Raw genomic sequence first — 17,413 nt, 5'->3', positions numbered from 1 at the left:
CATTTGGACGCCCCGGTGAGATCGTGAACAGGTTCTCAGTCTCTACTACAATCCCTGTCAGCCCTCTTCTTTCAAGGTGAACGCCTCATGAAATCATCCAAATCGGTCTTCCTGCTGGTGGCGCTGGTGTGCATCGCGCTGCTCGGTTTTGCCATGTACCTGCAAATCGTCGAAGAAATGCAGCCCTGCCCGCTGTGCGTGATCCAGCGCTACATGTTCGTGCTGGTCGCGGCATTTTCGCTGATCGGCTATTTCATGCCGGCCCCGGCACGCCGCGCCAGCGCCGCGCTCGGCTTGCTGGCCGCGCTGTGCGGCGCCGGCACCGCCATCTGGCACCTGTACGTGAAGGCGCACCCGGGCGTGTCCTGCACCACCGACCCGCTGGAAACCGCGCTCAATCAACTGCCCACCGCCAAACTCTTGCCGCAGATGTTCACCGCCGACGGTTTTTGCTCGGCGCCGTGGCCACCGATATTCGGCCTGCAGATCCCGACCTGGTCGCTGATCTGGTTCGTCGTGCTCGGCCTGGTGCTGCTGCGCCTGGTGTTCAAGCGCAACTGAACCCCTTCCCATGAGCGGACATGCATCCAACCTGGCCGGCTGCAGCCTGGCGACGGTGTTGAAGGTGGCGCCGCTGGATGCGCTCGAAAACCGTATCCTGCTGTGCCACGCGCTCAAGCTGACGCGGGTGCAGCTGATCACCCAGTCTGAACGGCGGCTGGATATCGCCGAGGCGGATGCCTTGGCAACCCTGTTCGAGCGCCGCTTGCACGGCGAGCCGATCGCCTACATCGTCGGCGCGCGCGAATTCTATGGGCTGGACTTCCGCGTCACGCCGGATGTATTGATTCCCCGCCCCGATACCGAACTGCTGGTGGAGCTGGCGCTGGAACGCCTGCCGCCCAATGGCCGATTGCTGGACATGGGCACCGGCTCGGGCGCCATCGCAGTGGCGGTTGCCCACACCCGGCCCGATGCCTGGGTGGCCGCGCTCGACGCCAGCGCCGCCGCGCTGGAGGTGGCGCGCGGCAATGCGCTGGCGAACGGCACACGCGTGGATTTCATGCTGAGCGACTGGTATCAGGCGCTGGACACCGCCGCATCATTCGATGTCATCGCCTCCAACCCGCCCTATATCGTCGAAGGCGACGCCCACCTGTCGCAAGGCGACCTGCGCTTCGAGCCGGTCGATGCGCTCACCGATCATGCTGATGGCCTGTCGGACCTGCGTAGCATCATCAGCGGCGCATCCGCGCACCTGAGGGCCGGAGGCTGGCTGCTGATGGAGCATGGTTACGACCAGGCGGCCACCGTGCGGGCCTTGCTGTCCGGAGCCGGCTTTGCCGAGGTGCAGAGCTGGCGTGACCTGGCAGGAATTGAGCGGGTGACCGGCGGCAGGCTGGCTTAGACGAACAAAAGCCGCCGGGTCCCGACTTCCATCAGGCCCCGGCGGCTTGCAACGGCGCGTCAAATTCTCACGCCGCTTTCTTTCCTCCTCCGTCCGGTCCGGATGGCGCATCCACTATCGCGATGTCCCGTAACTCCGGATGTTCGATCATCTTCAGCAACGACGCTTCCTTCTGCTTCGCCGCCTTCAGGTGGCGTTCCTTCACGTGCCCATAACCGCGAATATCTTCCGGGATGCGCGCCACCGCAATGACCTGTGCCAGGTTACCCGCTGTGAGCTTGCCCAGCAGCCGCGACATAGTCGTGCGGTACTCATCGATCAGCGCCCGCTCCTGCTTGCGCTCGGCGGTATAGCCGAAGGGATCGAAGGCGGTGCCGCGCAGGAAGCGTAATTTCGCCAGCACGCCGAAGGCCGGCATCATCCATGAACCGTACTGCTGCTTGACCAGGTGGCCGTCAACGTCATGCTTGGCCAGCAGCGGTGGCGCCAGGTGGAATTTGACCTGGTAGTCGCCTTCGAACATGGAAGCGATCTTGTCGTGGAAAGCGCCATCGGTGTAAAGCCGTGCGACCTCGTATTCGTCCTTGTACGCCATCAGCTTGAACAGGTATTGCGCCACGGCCTGGGTCAGCCTCAGCCCCTTTCCGGCGTCGCCCAACGCACTCTCGGCGCTGCGCACTTGCTGCACGAAATCGCTGTAGCGGCGCGCGTAGGCGGCGTTCTGGTAGGACGTCAGGAAGCCGATACGACGCTCCACCGTCTCCTCCAGCGTCGGCGCACGCTTGAACTCGATGACCTGCGCCGTCATGCCGTTGCGCTTGGCGGCGTTCAACACGGTATCGATATCGTGCGCGGCCACGCGGCCCCAGGCGAAGGCCTGCTTGTTGAAGTCCACCTGCAGCGCATTGAGCTCGATGGCGCGCAGCAAGGCGGCTTCCGACAGCGGCACCCAGCCCTTCTGCCAGGCGTAGCCCAGCATGAACATGTTGGTAGCGATAGCGTCGCCCATCAGCGCAGTGGCGATATGGCCGGCATCGACCAGCGCCACGTTATCGCGCCCGCAAGCCTTGGAGATTTCCCCTTCGCTGGAAGCGGCCGGGAATTGCCAGTCGGGGTTGCGCACGAAAGCGGCCGTGGGCATCTGGGTCGAATTGACGGCCGCATGCGTGCGTCCTTCGCCCATGCGCGACAAGGCATCGCGTCCGGCGGTGACGATCACGTCGCAGCCGATCACCAGGTCTGCCGCGCCGGTGCCCACGCGGGTCGAATAAAGATGGTCGGGACTGTCGGCCACGCGCACGTGCGACATCACCGGCCCGCCCTTCTGCGCCAGCCCGCTCATGTCCAGCACCGAGCACACGCGCCCTTCCACATGCGCAGCCATGGCGATGATCTGGCCGATGGTGATGACGCCGGTGCCACCCACGCCGGTCACCAGGATGCCGTAGGGATCGGCCAGCGACGGCAGTACCGGTTCAGGCAGTTTGGGCATGGCCGGCGTTGCCTCCGCACCCGGCTGCACCCGCGCCGGCTTCTTCAGCTTGCCGCCTTCGACGGTGACGAAGCTGGGGCAGAAGCCGGTGACGCAAGAGTAGTCCTTGTTGCACGAGGACTGGTTGATCTGGCGCTTGCGGCCGAATTCGGTTTCCAGCGGCTCCACCGACAGGCAATTCGACTGCACGCTGCAGTCGCCGCAGCCTTCGCATACTGCCTCATTGATCACGGCGCGCTTGGCGGGGTCGGGATAGGCATTGCGTTTGCGGCGGCGGCGCTTTTCCGAGGCGCAGGTCTGGTCGTAGATCATGGCCGAAACGCCCGTCACTTCGCGCAATTCGCGCTGCACGGCGTCGAGTTCGCTGCGGTGGCGGATGGTGATGCCTTCGGCCCATTTGGTATCGGCTGGGTACTTGTCGGGTTCGTCGGTGACGACGATGATCGGGCTGACATTCTCCGCCGCCAGTTGCCGCGAGATCATCGCGGGATCGAGCGGGCCGTCGAACTCCTGGCCGCCGGTCATGGCCACCGCATCGTTGTAGAGGATCTTGTAGGTGATGTTGACCTTGGCCGCGACCGAGGCGCGCACTGCCAGCAAACCCGAATGGAAATAGGTGCCGTCGCCGAGATTGGCGAACACGTGCTTCTCGCTGGTGAACGGCGCCTGGCCAACCCAGGTCACGCCTTCGCCGCCCATGTGGGTGAAGATGCTGGACTCGCGATCCATCCAGGTCACCATGTAATGGCAGCCGATGCCGGCCAGGCCGCGGCTGCCGTCGGGCAGCTTGGTCGAGGTATTGTGCGGGCAGCCCGAACAGAAATGCGGGATGCGGTCCTTGTTGGGATCGGGCTTGGTGCTGATGTTGAGCGTGGCTTCCTTGGCTTCAAGGAAGGCGACACGGGCGCGCACACGCTGCTCGACCGGATGGCCGGCGAAGTAGCGCGAGATGCGCGTGGCGATGGCGCGCGCGATCTGCGCCGGGTTCAGTTCGTAGGTGGCCGGCAGCAGCCAGTTGCCATGCCCATCGCGCTGCGAGCCGCTCCATTCGCCGGTGTCGTCGAACTTGCCGACCACGCGCGGGCGCACGTCGTCGCGCCAGTTGTAGAGTTCTTCCTTCAGTTGGTATTCGAGGATCTGGCGCTTCTCTTCCACCACCAGGATCTCTTCCAGCCCCTGCGCGAACTCACGCACGCCTTCGGCTTCCAGCGGCCAGGTCATGCCGACCTTGTAGAGGCGGATGCCGATATCGCGCGCGACCTGTTCATCGATGCCGAGGTCGTCCAGCGCCTGGCGCGTATCGAGGTAGGACTTGCCGGCGGTGATGATGCCGATCTTGGCGCGCGGACTGTCCCAGACGATCTGGTTGAGCTTGTTGACGCGCGCGTAGGCCAATGCGGCATACCACTTGTAGTTGTTCATCCGCGCTTCCTGCGCGAGCACGGTGTCGGGCTGGCGGATGTTGAGGCCGTCCGGCGGCAGCGCGAAGTCTTGCGGCAACTGGATCTGCACGCGGTCCGGATCGATCATCACCGACATGCCGGATTCGACCAGGTCGGTCACGCATTTCATCGCCACCCACAGGCCGGTGTAGCGGCTCATGGCCCAACCGTGCAAGCCGTAGTCGAGGTACTCCTGCACCGTGGACGGATACAGCACCGGGATGCCGCAGGCCTTGAGGATGTGCTCGCTCTGGTGGGCGGTGGTGGATGACTTGGCGGCGTGGTCGTCGCCGGCGATCACCAGCACGCCGCCGTGCGCGGAGGTACCGGCCATGTTGGCGTGCTTGAAGACGTCGCCGCAGCGGTCCACGCCCGGCCCCTTGCCATACCACAGCGAGAACACGCCGTCGTGCTGCGCGCCGGGGAACAGGTTGACCTGCTGCGTGCCCCATACGCTGGTGGCGGCAAGGTCTTCGTTCATGCCCGGATGGAACTTGACCTGGTGGGCATCGAGATATTTTTTCGCCTTCTCGGCGGTCTGGTCAACCGAGCCCAGCGGCGAGCCGCGATAGCCGGTGACGAAGCCGGCAGTGTTGAGGCCGGCGCGGCGGTCGGCCTCACGCTGCAGCATCGGCAGGCGCACCAGCGCCTGGATGCCGGTCATGAAAACGCGGCCGCGTTCGAGGGTGTATTTGTCGTCCAGCGTGACGTCTTCCAGCAATAGACGCTGGCTGGATGGTAGGGGTGCGTTCATGCGGTCTCCGTGCCAAAAATCGTGTTCTTGGTTTCACATGCGCCTGTGCCGCTGAGCTTGGTGTGGGCCTGGCTTCACGGGCGGTCAAAACGCCGGCGCCTTGTGGGCGCAGGTTTATTTCTATTTATGAAATCAAGGTAGCACAACGATGAAGGGCCCGCTACGCGCGTCGCAGCAGGGTTTCCGGCGTTTTTGAGCGTTCTTTTGGCAAGCCGGAAACAATTCCGCAAGTCCTGCGGGAAGAGGGAGTTTGCAAAGAAGAAAATGCCGGAAAGAGGAAAACAACAATATTTCCGGCTGTGAAAAAAGAGGCAAGTTGTTACAACCAAGACGTGAATGTAACAACCGGTAAAAGAAATTGGACGGGCGACGCGACTGGCGTTTAATAAGAATCACTTGAACAGCGATTGAATGGTATCCACTCTCTGTGCAAGGTTCCTCCCCTCTAGTGTTGAAAGCACCACTAGCTCGCGGATCTGGCCTCCCCTGTCAGATCCGCTTTTTTATTCCCGCCGCTATTCTTCGTGCGCCCGGATCAGCGGTTCGGCGGCAAATTGGTCTCGCCCGCCAGCAGCGTATCGGCCGGCAGCGCCTGCCGCGTTTTCAGCCGTTCGTAGAAAGGCGTGAAATCGGGTTCGGTATCGTTGAACAGTTGCTCGAAATCACGGATCACGAAATAGGTTTCCTGATACGAGTCGATCTTGTACTGCGTGCGCATGATGCGCTCGACCTGGAACGGGATGCGGCGCGGCTGGTCGCTGGACAGGCAATACTCGACCTCGCCGCCCGAGGAGAGGATGCCGGCGCCGTAGATGCGCAGCCCCTGCTCGCTCTGGATCAGGCCGAACTCGATGGTGTACCAGTACAAGCGCGCCAGATAGGCCAAACCATCCAGCTTGAGCGCCTTCAGGCCGCCCTTGCCGTATTCCTGCAGATGGTCGGCGAAGATCGGGTTGAACAGCAGCGGCACATGGCCGAAGAAGTCGTGGAAGACGTCCGGCTCGACGATGTAGTCGAACTCACGCTCTTCGCGCAGCCAGACGGTGACCGGGAAGCGTCGGTTGGCCAGGTGTTCGAAGAAGGTCTGGTCCGGCACCAGGCCGGGCACGGCGACCAGTTGCCAGCCGGTCGCCTTGTACAAGGCTTCGGTGGTACGGTCGAAGCGCGGGATGCCTTGCGAGACATCAAGCGCCTTCAGGCTGTCGATAAAGACATCGCAGGCGCGGCCGGGGATCAGTTTGGCCTGGCGCTCATACAGGCGGCGCCAGCGGGCGTGCTGCTCAGGGGTGTAGCTGTCCCAGTTCTGCGCCACCACGTAGTTGGCATCTGCCTGGCTGTAGTCGCCGCGCAATGCGCCGCTGTCGGATTTTGTCGCGACAGTGGCGAAAAAGTCGTCGGTGTTGGGATTGGTGCTCATGGCAAATCCGTTTTGAATCAAAGTGAAGTGGATATTATGCGCCGCATTGCGTCTCCGGTCATGCGGACGACGCAATGCGCTGGCGGAATCAGGTCTTGCCGCCGCTCCCTTTATCCTTGCCGCCAATGCCCGTCACGCGCGCGCCCCATTTGAGCAAAGCCTTGAAATTGGCCTTGATGATGTAGTCCAGCATGGCGGCCTGTTCTTCCATCGCCTCCTGGAACACGGTGGCCGAATTGGCGGGGCTGATCTTAAGGTAGGCATCGGCCTCGCCGTAGTCGCGATGGATGTCCATCCCGGCCTTTTGGGCAATGTGCATCATCACCTTGTTGGATGACAGGCAGTGCATGTAGAGCGTGTCGACGTCGGCGTTGCGGCAGCGCATGGACGCCCGCAGGAACAGTTTGGTGCCCACGCCCAGGCCGCGTGCGGCAGCGGAAACGGAGACGCCGAACTCGGCCACCACCGGCTTGATGGTGGCGCCGCTGATGCGCGAACTCTCGCGCGGCGCGAATGCCAGGTGGCCCACGCCCAGCAGGCGCAGCCTGCGGTCGTACACACCGAACACGGTATCGCGCGCGAAGTCGATGTTCTCCACGTAGCGGGTCACCATGTCGTCCGACAGCTTGGAACCGAAACGCAGCAGCCGGTCCTTGTCCTCCAGTGCCAGGAAGTGGCGCAGCAGGTGGCGGCGCGACTTCGGCGACAGCTCCTTGACGAACACCATCGGCCTTTCGGCCTTGTGCTGCGGGTCGGCATGCGGCGCAACGCCGTCAGCCTCTTGCTTGCCGCCCAGACGCTTGAGCCAGGAGAAAAAGGAATCAGCCATATTCTCAGCCCTGTTCCGGCGGCCGGTGGGCGGCGACGAAAACCTCTACCTTCGCGCTGCGCGCGGCATGGATCGCCTCCTGGATCTTCTGCGGCTGCGCCTGGTACTGGCCTGCGATGGCGCCGGCATCGATGTCTTGCGCCGCCTTCAACGCCCCTTCCAGGTAAGCGGCCTGCGGAAAAGGCTTGCCCTCGAAACCGGTGCGGCCACGGTGGTCGGCTTCCGACGCACGCAGCATATCGGCGAAGCGCTGCGGCTTGCGGAATGCATCGCAGCGCGAAAACAGCGTCACCAGCGTCGCCGGGCGCATCTCGAAAGCGCGGCCGACATTGCCGTGCTCGCGCGCGGTCATCAGCGCCAGGTCGCGGCAGTCGCCCGGCACCTTCAGGCGTGCGCAGACCTGTTCTGCCAGCTGCACGCTGCGCGCCTCATGGCCATGGTGGCGCGGCCACATCTCGGGCGGCGTGGCGCCCTTGCCCAGGTCGTGCATCAATGCGGCGAAGCGGACCGGCAACGCATAGCCTTGTCCGGCCGCCCAATCGATGACCAGCATCACATGCACACCGGTATCGATCTCGGGATGCCATTTCTCCGGCTGCGGCACGCCCCACAAGGCATCCAGTTCCGGCATGATGCGCGCCAGCGCACCGCAGCCGCGCAGCACCTCGAACATGCGCGAAGGCTTGGCCTCCATCAGGCCGCGTGCGATCTCCTGCCAGACGCGCTCGGGCACCAGGGCATCGACCTCCCCATCGTCGACCATCCGGCGCATCAGCGCATTGGTTTCAGGCGCCACGCTGAAATCGGCGAAGCGGGCGGCAAAACGCGCCAGGCGCAGGATGCGCACCGGGTCTTCGATGAAGGCGTCGGAAACATGGCGGAAGATGCGGCGCTCGATGTCCGCCTGGCCATGATAGGGATCGACCAGCGTACCGTCCTCGTCCTGGGCGATGGCGTTGATGGTGAGGTCGCGCCGCGCCAAGTCGTCTTCCAGCGTAACGTCGGGCGCGGCATGGAAAGCGAAGCCCTTGTAGCCGGGCGCGGTCTTGCGCTCGGTGCGCGCCAGCGCGTACTCCTCATGCGTATCCGGATGCAGGAACACCGGGAAATCCTTGCCCACAGGGCGAAAACCCTGCGCCAGCATCTCCTCTGGCGTGGCGCCGACCACCACGTGGTCGCGGTCCTTCACCGGCAAGCCGAGCAAGCCGTCGCGCACTGCGCCGCCGACGGTGTAGGTCTTCATCATTTGTGGTTGGGAAGGATTTCCTTCTCGGCCAATGCCTCGGCAATCCAGCGCGCCACGGCAGGATGCGCCTTGACGCGGTCGGCGTAGGCTTGCAGCGCCGGCGCCAGGGGTACCTGGTAGCTGGTGAAGCGCATCACCACCGGCGCATAGAAAGCGTCGGCAATCGAGAAGTCCCCAAACAGGAATTCATGGTGGCCGAACTGCGACAGGCATTCTTCCCAGATTTCGCAAACGCGGCCGATGTCGGCCTGCGCTTCGGGCGTGCGCCCCTGGCCCGGATAGCGGCCGCGGATATCCATGCTCATGGCGCTGCGCAGGCCCATGAAGCCGGAGTGCATTTCGGCACTGATGCTGCGCGCAATGGCGCGCGCGTCGGTGCGCCCGGGCCACAGGCTGCGGTCCGGGAATTGCTCGGCCAGGTATTCGCAGATGGACAGCGAATCCCAGATCGCGATGTCGCCATCCAGCAGTACCGGCACCCGGCCGGAACCGGTATAGCGGGCGATCTCGGAGACAGTGTCGGGCTGGTCCAGCAGCACGCGCACTTCCTTGAAGGGAATGTCGAAAGCGGTCATCACCACCCAGGGACGCATCGACCACGACGAGTAATTCTTGTTGCCGATCACCAGCGTGGGCATATGGCGGCCAGCCTTGCGCAGCGTTTCGGACAATACCGGATCGAGTTCTGTGTCTTGCATAAGGGCTCTTTTCTTTGGATCGAAAAATGGCGCAAATGGCGCGAATGTCTCAGCGCCTTGCGTTGCTGCGAAAAATGTCGAATTGGCGCTGCGCGTCGCGCGGTGCAAGGCAGGCCTGCGCAACGTCTTCCAGCGCCGTGGGAACCAGTCCCAGTTCCGGCGCGATGGGTCCGGACATGACATTGTCTACCCGCATCGAAGCGACATTGTCGCGGCTCATCAGCTTGCCGGGCAAGTGTTCCAGCATCCAGGCCTGCAACAGGCCCAGCGCCGTCGGCAAGGCGACAATGGGGCGCATATGGCCGCAATACCAGCCGGCCAGCTGTACCAGTTCGCGCAGGCTGTACTGATTCGGCCCGGCCAGCGCATATACCTTGCCGCCGATATGCGGCAGCGTGATCGCTTTCCCGAAAGCCTGTGCCACATCGCCTACGTAGACCGGCTGAAAACGCGCCTCGGCGCTGCCCAGCGGGATCACCGGAAAACGCCGCTGCAGGCCGGCGAACAGGTTGAGAAAATGGTCGTCCTCGCCGAATACGACAGAAGGCCGGAAGATGGCGACCTCCAGGCCGGACGCCGCCAGCGCTTCACGCTCGCCGGCCGCCTTGGAGCGCTGGTACATCGACGGGCCATGCGCATCGGCGCCCAGCGCACTCATGTGCAGGTAACGCGGCACGCCGTGCCGCACGCAGGCGGCGACGATGCGGCGTGGCAGGATCACGTGCTGCCGTTCGAAATCCGGGCCATAAGGCTGGCCGCGGCGTGCCGGCCGCGAATGCAGGATGCCGACCAGGTTGATGACCACGTCCGCCTCGGCCACCAGTTGCGACAGCACGGCATCGTCGTGGATATCGGCCTGCACCACCGACACCACCGGTGACACCAGCAGGTGCTTGGCGCGCTCGTAGCGGCGCGTGGGCACCATGACGCGGTAATCGGTGGTGCTGCCCAACAGCCGCACCAGCCGTGTGCCGATGAAGCCTGAGCCGCCAATGACGAGGATTTTGCGTACTGCCATGTTGCGCCTCCTGTATCCGTACGCCGTCGGCGTTGCTGCGGCCCGGTTCGAATCAGGGCAGGTCGGTGGCGACGTTGGAGTTAGGCGCCACCGTGCCCATGCGTTGCTTGAGCGATTGCGGACGGTTCTCAAACATGGCCGCATAGTACGTCGCATTGGACATCACGTTCTTGACATAGCCCCGGGTTTCGTTGAATGGGATGATCTCGGCGAAGATCGCCCCCTCGACCGTGCGCGGCAACGTCGCGCGCCAGGTGCGCGGACGTCCCGGCCCCGCGTTATAGCCGGCGGTGGCCAAGGTTTCGGAACCGTCCAGGTTGCTCAACACCATGTTGAGATAACTGGTGCCCAGCAGCAGGTTGGTGTTGATATCGTTGACCTGGTCCGAGGTGAATTCGGTCATGCCGATCTTCTTGGCGACGAACTTGGCGGTGGCAGGCATCAACTGCATCAGGCCGGAGGCGCCGACGTGCGAGCGTGCGCTCTTGATGAAGCGCGACTCCTGGCGGATCAGGCCGTAGATCCAGGCATTTTCCATCCCCAGCGGACGCGTCGCCGCGTTCATCTCCGGCAAATGCGGCGCAGGGAAACGCTGGGTGAAGTCGAATTCGGCGCGGGTGCGGTCGGAGGTATTGACCATGCGGTCCAGCACGTCACTCTGGCGCGCATATTCGGCCGCGGCCAGCAGTTGGCGGTCAGTCATCTTGCGCAGCTCCCAGTTCCACTCGCGGATCGCCTCGAAGCGCAAATTGAGCTGGTAGAACCTGAGCGAACGCTGGAAGCCGGCATTCTGCGAATAGAGGGCGATTTCGCCGGCCGTCGGCGGCATCGGCCCCGGCGGGATAGTGATCTTCTGGCCCAACTCTTCCAGCGCCAGCTGGCCATAGAAGCTGAAGTTGGCGGAGATCGATTCGAACAGGCGGCGCGCGGCGTCGTTCTGGCCGTCTTCCTTCAGCGCGCGGCCGAGCCAGTAGACCCAGGTAATATCGTTGCGCAGCGCCACCGGCATGCTCTCGATAGTCGTACGCACGGTCTTCCAGTCACCTGCGCGCAGCGCCATGCGCACCTTCCATTGCAGCGCATCCTGCGTGAGCAGCGCATCCTTGGTCTTGCGCCAGTAATCCGGCGCTTCCGGCGCCAGCTTGTAGGAAGCCGCCAGCGCAATCTGGGCCCAGCCTTGCGCGACTTCCTGTGCCGTCATCTGGCGAGCGCGGTCGCTGAGGTAGGAGGCGGCCTGGGCCGGATTGCTCTTGGCGATACGGCCCAGCGCAATGATGTAGAGCTGGTGGTTGGCAGCGCCGCTGCCGGGGCCCTTGGCCAGCATCAGCGCGGGCTTGTCCATGACCTGTTGCACGGTGACGTCGCCATTGTCGACCAGCACGGAAGCACGGCGCGCGACGGTGGTGTTGCCGTTCTCGGCGGCCTGGCGGATCTGGAACCAGACGTCGGCATCGGTGAACTGGCCGTTCTGCGCCAGCGTGGCGATCAGGTCGCTGCAGCCCTGGCCGTAATCCTTGGGGGATACCAGCAGCGCGCGCGCCTCGTCGGCGACGTTGGCGCCTTTGAGTGCGCGCGAGTTGAGGGCGAAGCATTTGACCTGGACGTCGTCGTCCAAGATGAACTTGGGATACTGCTCGTCGAACAAGGTCCAGTTGCCGGTCTTGCCCAGCGCCAGCAGCCAGTCGTTGCGCAGGCGGTCGACCAGGGCCTGGCCATCGTAACGGGCCATGAAGTCGCGGATCTCCTGCTCGCTGGCTGAATAGTCACGCACGCGCGGTTTGAGCCGATAATAGTCGACATACGACGGCAGGTCGTAGCCCGACAAGCGCCCGGCCAAGTCCTGCGCCAGCGCGCCATTGTCGCTGGCGGCCGCTTGCCGCAGTGCAAGGAAGATGTCATCCGGAGAAGCATCGGGCGACAGACGCTTTTGCGCCTGGGCTCCGGGCATGGCGCCCAACGCCGCGCCGATGGCCACGACCAATGAGACTGCCAGCGGACGCAGGCATTTGCCGAGCAAATAATTCTTCAGGCGCATTCTTGTACAACCTAGTGTGAATGAAACAGACAACGGAACAGATGACGACACCAAGCATAGCATGCGGCACCCACGCGCCGGACCGGGAAAGCGCCTTGGACAAGAAGCTGAAAAAGGCCTTGCGCGCCGACCTGCTGGCACGCCGCAAAGCCCTGGACGCGCATGGCAAGGCGGTCTCGGATGAACTGATCGGCCACCGCGTGCTGGCATGGTGCCTGGCGCATGGCATCGCCAGCATCGGGGTCTATTATCCTATCCACCGGGAACCGGACCTGGTTGCCGCTTATAACGCGCTGGCCGCGCGTGGCGTGCACCTGTCTTTGCCGATCGTCACCGATAAAGATGCGCCCCTGGAATTTCGCCGCTGGCTGCCCGGTGAAGTACTGAGAAAAGACGCACTGGGAACGCTGGTTCCAGGCGAAGAAGCGCCGGTAGTGCAACCGCAGGCCCTGCTGGTGCCCTGCGTCGGCTTCAATGCCGCCGGCATGCGGCTGGGCTATGGCGGCGGATTTTACGACCGCACGCTGGCCGGCCCGCACCGTCCGCTGGCCGTGGGGGTGTGCTATGCCTTTGGGCTGGTGGAGTTCGATGCCGAGCAGCACGACATGCCGCTCGACCTGGTGTTGACCGATGCTGTCAGATAAACATTGCTAATAAAACGACAATAAAAAATCCGGACATCTGTCCGGATTTTTTATTACTGCGGCTTTCCTACCTTACTTGACCAAGCGCTGCCAGACCGCCTGCGTCGGCCCGGCCTGGTTGAGCGAATAGAAATGCAGGCCAGGCGCGCCACCGGCCAACAGTCGTTCGCACAACTGGCTGACCACATCCAGCCCGAAAGCGCGGATGGAGTCGACATCGTCGCCGTAGCTGGCCAGCTTGAGCCGTACCCAGCGCGGGATTTCCGTGCCGCACATGTCCGAGAAACGCACCAGCTGCGAGTAGTTGGTGATGGGCATGATGCCGGCGATGACCGGCACATCGGCGCCCAGCTTGGCAGCGTCTTCCACGAAGCGGAAATAGGCGTCCGCGTTGTAGAAGTATTGCGTGATGGCCGAGTCGGCGCCGGCCTTCACCTTGCGCACGTAGTTCTGCACATCGTCCTGCGGCGACTTGGCCTGCGGATGCATCTCGGGATAGGCCGCCACTTCGATATGGAACCAGTCGCCGGTTTCCGCACGCACGAATTCGACCAGCTCATTGGCATAGCGGAATTCGCTGGAGGCCTGGTCCATCGCACCATAGCCGCTGGGCAGGTCGCCGCGCAGCGCCACCAGGCGCTTGACGCCGTTGGCCTTGTAGTCATCCAGGATGGCACGCAGGCTGGCGCGCGAACTGCCGATGCAAGACAGGTGCGGCGCCGCCTCATGGCCTTCGGCGGTGATTTCGAGCACGGTATCACGCGTGCCCTGCTGGGTCGAGCCACCGGCGCCGAAGGTCACCGAGAAATACTTCGGCTGCAATTCGGCCAGCCTGGCGCGCGTGGCGCGCAGCTTTTCCGTCCCCTCCGGTGTCTTGGGCGGGAAAAATTCAATACTGAAATTATGCTTGTTCATCGGTTCGATCCGGATTTCAGCAACAGTGTAGACAAAGCCCAGGACACGATACTGTAGAGCAGCGCGCCGCCCACCGCCGACCAGAAACCGGCTACGTGGAAGCCGCCCACCAGTTGCGCCACCACCCAGAACATCAGGCCGTTGATGAGGAAGATGAACAGGCCCAGCGTGAGCAAGGTCACAGGCAGGGTCAGCACCACCAGCACGGGACGCACGATGGTATTGACGAAGCCCAGGATCAGCGCGGCCACCAGGGCGGAACCGAAACTGTCGACCTGAACCGAATGCATCAGGTAGGGAACGGCCAGCAGGGCCAGGGCATTGATCAGCCAGGTCAGCAATAACATAAGCATGGCATTTCCTTTCGGGCCTTGTCTGAATTAGGCGGGCTGCCACACGCATAACGACAACGTAATGGCAGCCCGGATGATACAGGCACGATCCGGCCGCAGCCCGACCGTGCACAACCGATCAGTAACGGTAGTGATCGGCCTTGTACGGACCTTCGGTCTTCACGCCAATATAAGCCGCTTGCTCTTCGGTCAGTGTGCTCAGTTGCGCATTGAGCTTCTTGAGCTGCAGGCGAGCGACCTTCTCGTCCAGATGCTTTGGCAAAGTGTAGACGCCGATCGGGTAGTTCTTGGTGTTCACGAACAGTTCGATCTGGGCGATGGTCTGGTTGGCGAAGGACGAGCTCATCACGTAGGACGGGTGGCCGGTGCCGCAGCCCAAGTTCACCAGACGGCCTTCGGCCAGCAGGATGATGCGCTTGCCATCCGGGAAGATGATGTGGTCGACTTGCGGCTTGATGTTTTCCCAGGTGTATTGCTTCAGCGCGGCGACTTCGATTTCATTGTCGAAGTGGCCGATGTTGCAGACGATGGCCTGGTCTTTCATCTTCTTCATGTGCTCATGGGTGATCACATGGTAGTTGCCGGTGCAGGTGACGAAGATGTCGCCGTGTTCGGCGGCGTAATCCATGGTCACCACGCGGTAGCCTTCCATGGCGGCCTGCAGTGCGCAGATCGGGTCGATCTCGGTGACCCAGACTTGCGCCGACAGTGCGCGCATGGCTTGTGCCGAGCCCTTGCCGACGTCACCGTAACCGGCGATGACGGCGATCTTGCCTGCGATCATGACGTCGGTGGCGCGCTTGATGCCGTCCACCAGCGACTCGCGGCAGCCGTACAGGTTGTCGAACTTGGACTTGGTGACCGAGTCGTTGACGTTGATGGCCGGGAAGGCCAGCTTGCCTTCCTTGTGCATCTGGTACAGGCGGTGCACGCCGGTGGTGGTCTCTTCGGTAACGCCCTTGATTTCCTTCAGGCGCTTGGAGTACCACGACGCATCCTTGGCCAGGTAGCGCTTGATGGAGTTGTACAGGCAGACCGCTTCTTCCGAATCCGGCTTGTCCAGCACCGAGATGTCCTTTTCTGCGCGCACGCCCAGGTGCAGCAGCACGGTGGCGTCGCCGCCGTCATCGAGGATCATGTTCGAATAGCCGCCATCGGTCCATTCGAAGATGCGGTGGGTGTAATCCCAGTATTCGTCCAGGTTCTCGCCCTTGACCGCGAACACCGGGGTGCCGTTGGCGGCGATGGCCGCAGCGGCATGGTCCTGGGTCGAGTAGATGTTGCAGGAAGCCCAGCGCACCTTGGCGCCCAGCGCTTCCAGCGTCTGGATCAGCACGGCGGTCTGGATGGTCATGTGCAGCGAGCCGGTGATGCGCGCGCCTTTCAGCGGCTGGGCAGCGGCAAACTCTTCGCGGATCGCCATCAGGCCCGGCATTTCGGTCTCGGCGATCTTGATTTCCTTGCGGCCCCAGTCGGCCAGGCCGATGTCGGCGATGATGTAGTCTTGGGATGCGGTAGTAGACATGGCAACGGCGTTGTTCACGCCCTCCTTTCGATAGAATCAGAAAAAAAGTAACGTGAGCGCGGTTGCTAGGCACCCTGGCGGGTACCTGCTCACCACAAGCAAGCCTGGCAGGATTTCCCTGTCGCAACGCTCCTTGCTGCAGTGAGGCATTGTGGAATCTTGCTGCCGTCCTCCCTGCATGCAATGCCAACGTGCAGGAACGGTGCGGAGGAAACTCCGCGGGAGGTGCATTTTAGCGCGCCGAAGGCGATTGGGAAACCCTTGCGGGCTCCCAATTGCTGCGCGTGAAGAAGAATTACAAGCCGGCGGCAGCGCGCAGTGCGGCGGCCTTGTCGGTGCGCTCCCAGCTGAATTCCGGCTCTTCGCGGCCGAAGTGGCCGTAAGCGGCGGTCTTGGCGTAGATCGGGCGCAGCAGGTCCAGCATCTGCACGATGCCCTTCGGACGCAGGTCAAAGTGCTCACGCACCAGGTGTTCCAGCTGCTCGTCGCTGATCTTGCCGGTGCCGAAGGTGGTCACCATCACCGAAGTCGGCTTGGCCACACCGATGGCGTAGGACACCTGGATCTGGCAGCGCTCGGCCAGGCCGGCAGCCACGATGTTCTTGGCCACGTAGCGGCCGGCGTAGGCAGCCGAACGGTCAACCTTGGACGGATCCTTGCCGGAGAACGCGCCGCCGCCGTGCGGAGCCGCGCCGCCGTAGGTGTCGACGATGATCTTGCGGCCGGTCAGGCCGCAGTCGCCTTGCGGGCCGCCGATGACGAAGCGGCCGGTCGGGTTGATCAGGTAGCGCGTGTTCTTCAGCCACTCGGCCGGCAGTACCGGGCGGATGATCTCTTCGATGGCGGCTTCATGGATAGCGCTTTGCTGCATTTCCGGCGAGTGCTGGGTCGACAGCACCACTGTATCGATCGCGACCGGCTTGCCATCGACGTATTTCAGCGTAACCTGCGACTTGGCGTCCGGGCGCAGCCATGGCAGGCGGCCGTCCTTGCGCAGTTGCGACTGGCGCTCGACGATGCGGTGCGCATAGTAGATCGCGGCAGGCATCAGTTCCGGAGTTTCGTTGCAGGCATAGCCGAACATCAGGCCCTGGTCGCCTGCGCCTTGCTCCAGATCGACGCCACGGCCCTCATCAACCCCTTGGGCGATGTCGGGCGATTGCTTGTCATAGGCGACCAATACGGCGCAGCTCTTGTAGTCGATGCCGAAGTCGGCGTTGTCGTAACCGATGCGTTTGATGGTTTCGCGCGCGACATCGATGTAGTCGACATTGGCGCGTGTGGTGATTTCACCGGCCAGCACAACCAGACCGGTGTTGCAGAGGGTTTCTGCAGCAACGCGGGATTGCGGGTCTTGGGTGAGAATGGCATCCAGAATCGCATCGGAAATCTGGTCGGCTACCTTGTCGGGATGGCCTTCGGAGACGGATTCGGAAGTGAAGAGAAATTCGTTGGACATACTGCAGCCTCTAACAATAAGTGATTAAACCCAGTCGCGGCCAATCATTTGTCGAGCCTGCGACGCTTTAGCGATATTTATACCCCGTCTCGCAAGTTGTCATTAACTCGACGGCATGTGCTATTTTACGCCTCTTGCGATTTTCTGCAATTTGACGGTTGTTTTTACAACCCTGTCC

General features: G+C 62.9%; 14 protein-coding genes and 1 riboswitch. Of the genes, 3 read left to right on the top strand and 11 right to left on the bottom strand.

Annotation, left to right across the window (positions count from 1 at the left end; all coding sequences use genetic code 11):
• The first annotated feature begins 87 nt into the window (after window positions 1-87).
• Together AKL28_RS09145 and prmC are read left to right on the top strand one after the other, a co-directional pair.
• Window positions 88-561, top strand: coding sequence for a disulfide bond formation protein B (locus tag AKL28_RS09145; RefSeq protein WP_050467809.1), 474 nt, complete (start codon window positions 88-90; stop codon window positions 559-561).
• A gap of 10 nt (window positions 562-571) precedes the next feature.
• A complete protein-coding gene (prmC, locus tag AKL28_RS09140; RefSeq protein ID WP_050467808.1) occupies window positions 572-1,408 on the top strand; it encodes a peptide chain release factor N(5)-glutamine methyltransferase in 837 nt (278 codons plus the stop codon).
• Window positions 1,409-1,475: 67 nt separating this feature from the next.
• Here the strand turns inward: prmC and AKL28_RS09135 are convergent, their stop codons facing one another.
• The 7 genes from AKL28_RS09135 to AKL28_RS09105 form a co-directional block, all read right to left on the bottom strand.
• Entirely contained in the window at window positions 1,476-5,096 is a 3,621-nt protein-coding gene (locus AKL28_RS09135) for an indolepyruvate ferredoxin oxidoreductase family protein (protein ID WP_050467807.1), read from the bottom strand.
• Window positions 5,097-5,631: 535 nt separating this feature from the next.
• The gene (gene phhA / locus AKL28_RS09130) at window positions 5,632-6,513 is read right to left on the bottom strand and encodes a phenylalanine 4-monooxygenase (RefSeq protein WP_050467806.1); all 882 of its coding nucleotides are present in this window, start codon (window positions 6,511-6,513) and stop codon (window positions 5,632-5,634) included.
• 88 nt (window positions 6,514-6,601) lie between these two features.
• Window positions 6,602-7,342, bottom strand: coding sequence for a GNAT family N-acetyltransferase (locus tag AKL28_RS09125; protein WP_156226280.1), 741 nt, complete (start codon window positions 7,340-7,342; stop codon window positions 6,602-6,604).
• A gap of 4 nt (window positions 7,343-7,346) precedes the next feature.
• The gene (locus AKL28_RS09120; RefSeq protein WP_050467822.1) at window positions 7,347-8,585 is read right to left on the bottom strand and encodes a multifunctional CCA addition/repair protein; all 1,239 of its coding nucleotides are present in this window, start codon (window positions 8,583-8,585) and stop codon (window positions 7,347-7,349) included.
• Entirely contained in the window at window positions 8,585-9,286 is a 702-nt protein-coding gene (locus AKL28_RS09115; protein WP_050467805.1) for a glutathione S-transferase family protein, read from the bottom strand. Before AKL28_RS09115 ends, AKL28_RS09120 begins: the two co-directional genes overlap by 1 nt.
• A gap of 49 nt (window positions 9,287-9,335) precedes the next feature.
• A complete protein-coding gene (locus AKL28_RS09110) occupies window positions 9,336-10,304 on the bottom strand; it encodes a complex I NDUFA9 subunit family protein (protein ID WP_050467804.1) in 969 nt (322 codons plus the stop codon).
• A gap of 52 nt (window positions 10,305-10,356) precedes the next feature.
• A complete protein-coding gene (locus AKL28_RS09105) occupies window positions 10,357-12,339 on the bottom strand; it encodes a lytic transglycosylase domain-containing protein (protein WP_050467803.1) in 1,983 nt (660 codons plus the stop codon).
• A 41-nt stretch (window positions 12,340-12,380) separates the two neighbouring features.
• On the opposite strand from AKL28_RS09105, the gene AKL28_RS09100 reads away from it, so the two are divergent.
• Window positions 12,381-12,983 carry a 5-formyltetrahydrofolate cyclo-ligase gene (locus AKL28_RS09100; RefSeq protein WP_231602376.1) on the top strand — a complete coding sequence of 201 codons (603 nt, stop codon included), beginning with the start codon at window positions 12,381-12,383 and terminating at the stop codon, window positions 12,981-12,983.
• A 72-nt stretch (window positions 12,984-13,055) separates the two neighbouring features.
• On the opposite strand, the gene metF is transcribed toward AKL28_RS09100, so the two are convergent.
• The 4 genes from metF to metK all read right to left on the bottom strand — a co-directional run bounded on the left by metF (window position 13,056) and on the right by metK (window position 17,235).
• On the bottom strand, window positions 13,056-13,898 hold the full coding sequence (metF, locus tag AKL28_RS09095; RefSeq protein WP_050467801.1) for a methylenetetrahydrofolate reductase [NAD(P)H]: 843 nt from the start codon (window positions 13,896-13,898) through the stop codon (window positions 13,056-13,058).
• Window positions 13,895-14,251: a phage holin family protein gene (locus AKL28_RS09090; protein WP_050467800.1), complete on the bottom strand. Its 357-nt coding sequence runs from the start codon at window positions 14,249-14,251 to the stop codon at window positions 13,895-13,897. Before AKL28_RS09090 ends, metF begins: the two co-directional genes overlap by 4 nt.
• Window positions 14,252-14,369: 118 nt before the next feature.
• Complete coding sequence (ahcY, locus tag AKL28_RS09085) at window positions 14,370-15,794, bottom strand: adenosylhomocysteinase (protein WP_050467799.1); 1,425 nt, start codon at window positions 15,792-15,794, stop codon at window positions 14,370-14,372.
• A 29-nt stretch (window positions 15,795-15,823) separates the two neighbouring features.
• Window positions 15,824-15,917, bottom strand: a riboswitch (S-adenosyl-L-homocysteine riboswitch).
• 154 nt (window positions 15,918-16,071) lie between these two features.
• Window positions 16,072-17,235 carry a methionine adenosyltransferase gene (gene metK / locus AKL28_RS09080; RefSeq protein WP_050467798.1) on the bottom strand — a complete coding sequence of 388 codons (1,164 nt, stop codon included), beginning with the start codon at window positions 17,233-17,235 and terminating at the stop codon, window positions 16,072-16,074.
• Window positions 17,236-17,413: the final 178 nt, after the last annotated feature.

The sequence above is a fragment of the Herbaspirillum chlorophenolicum genome, from assembly GCF_001189955.1.
Taxonomy (GTDB): domain Bacteria; phylum Pseudomonadota; class Gammaproteobacteria; order Burkholderiales; family Burkholderiaceae_D; genus Herbaspirillum; species Herbaspirillum chlorophenolicum.
The sequence above is the reverse complement of the archived record's forward strand: the minus strand, read 5'-3'. Positions and strand labels throughout refer to the sequence as shown.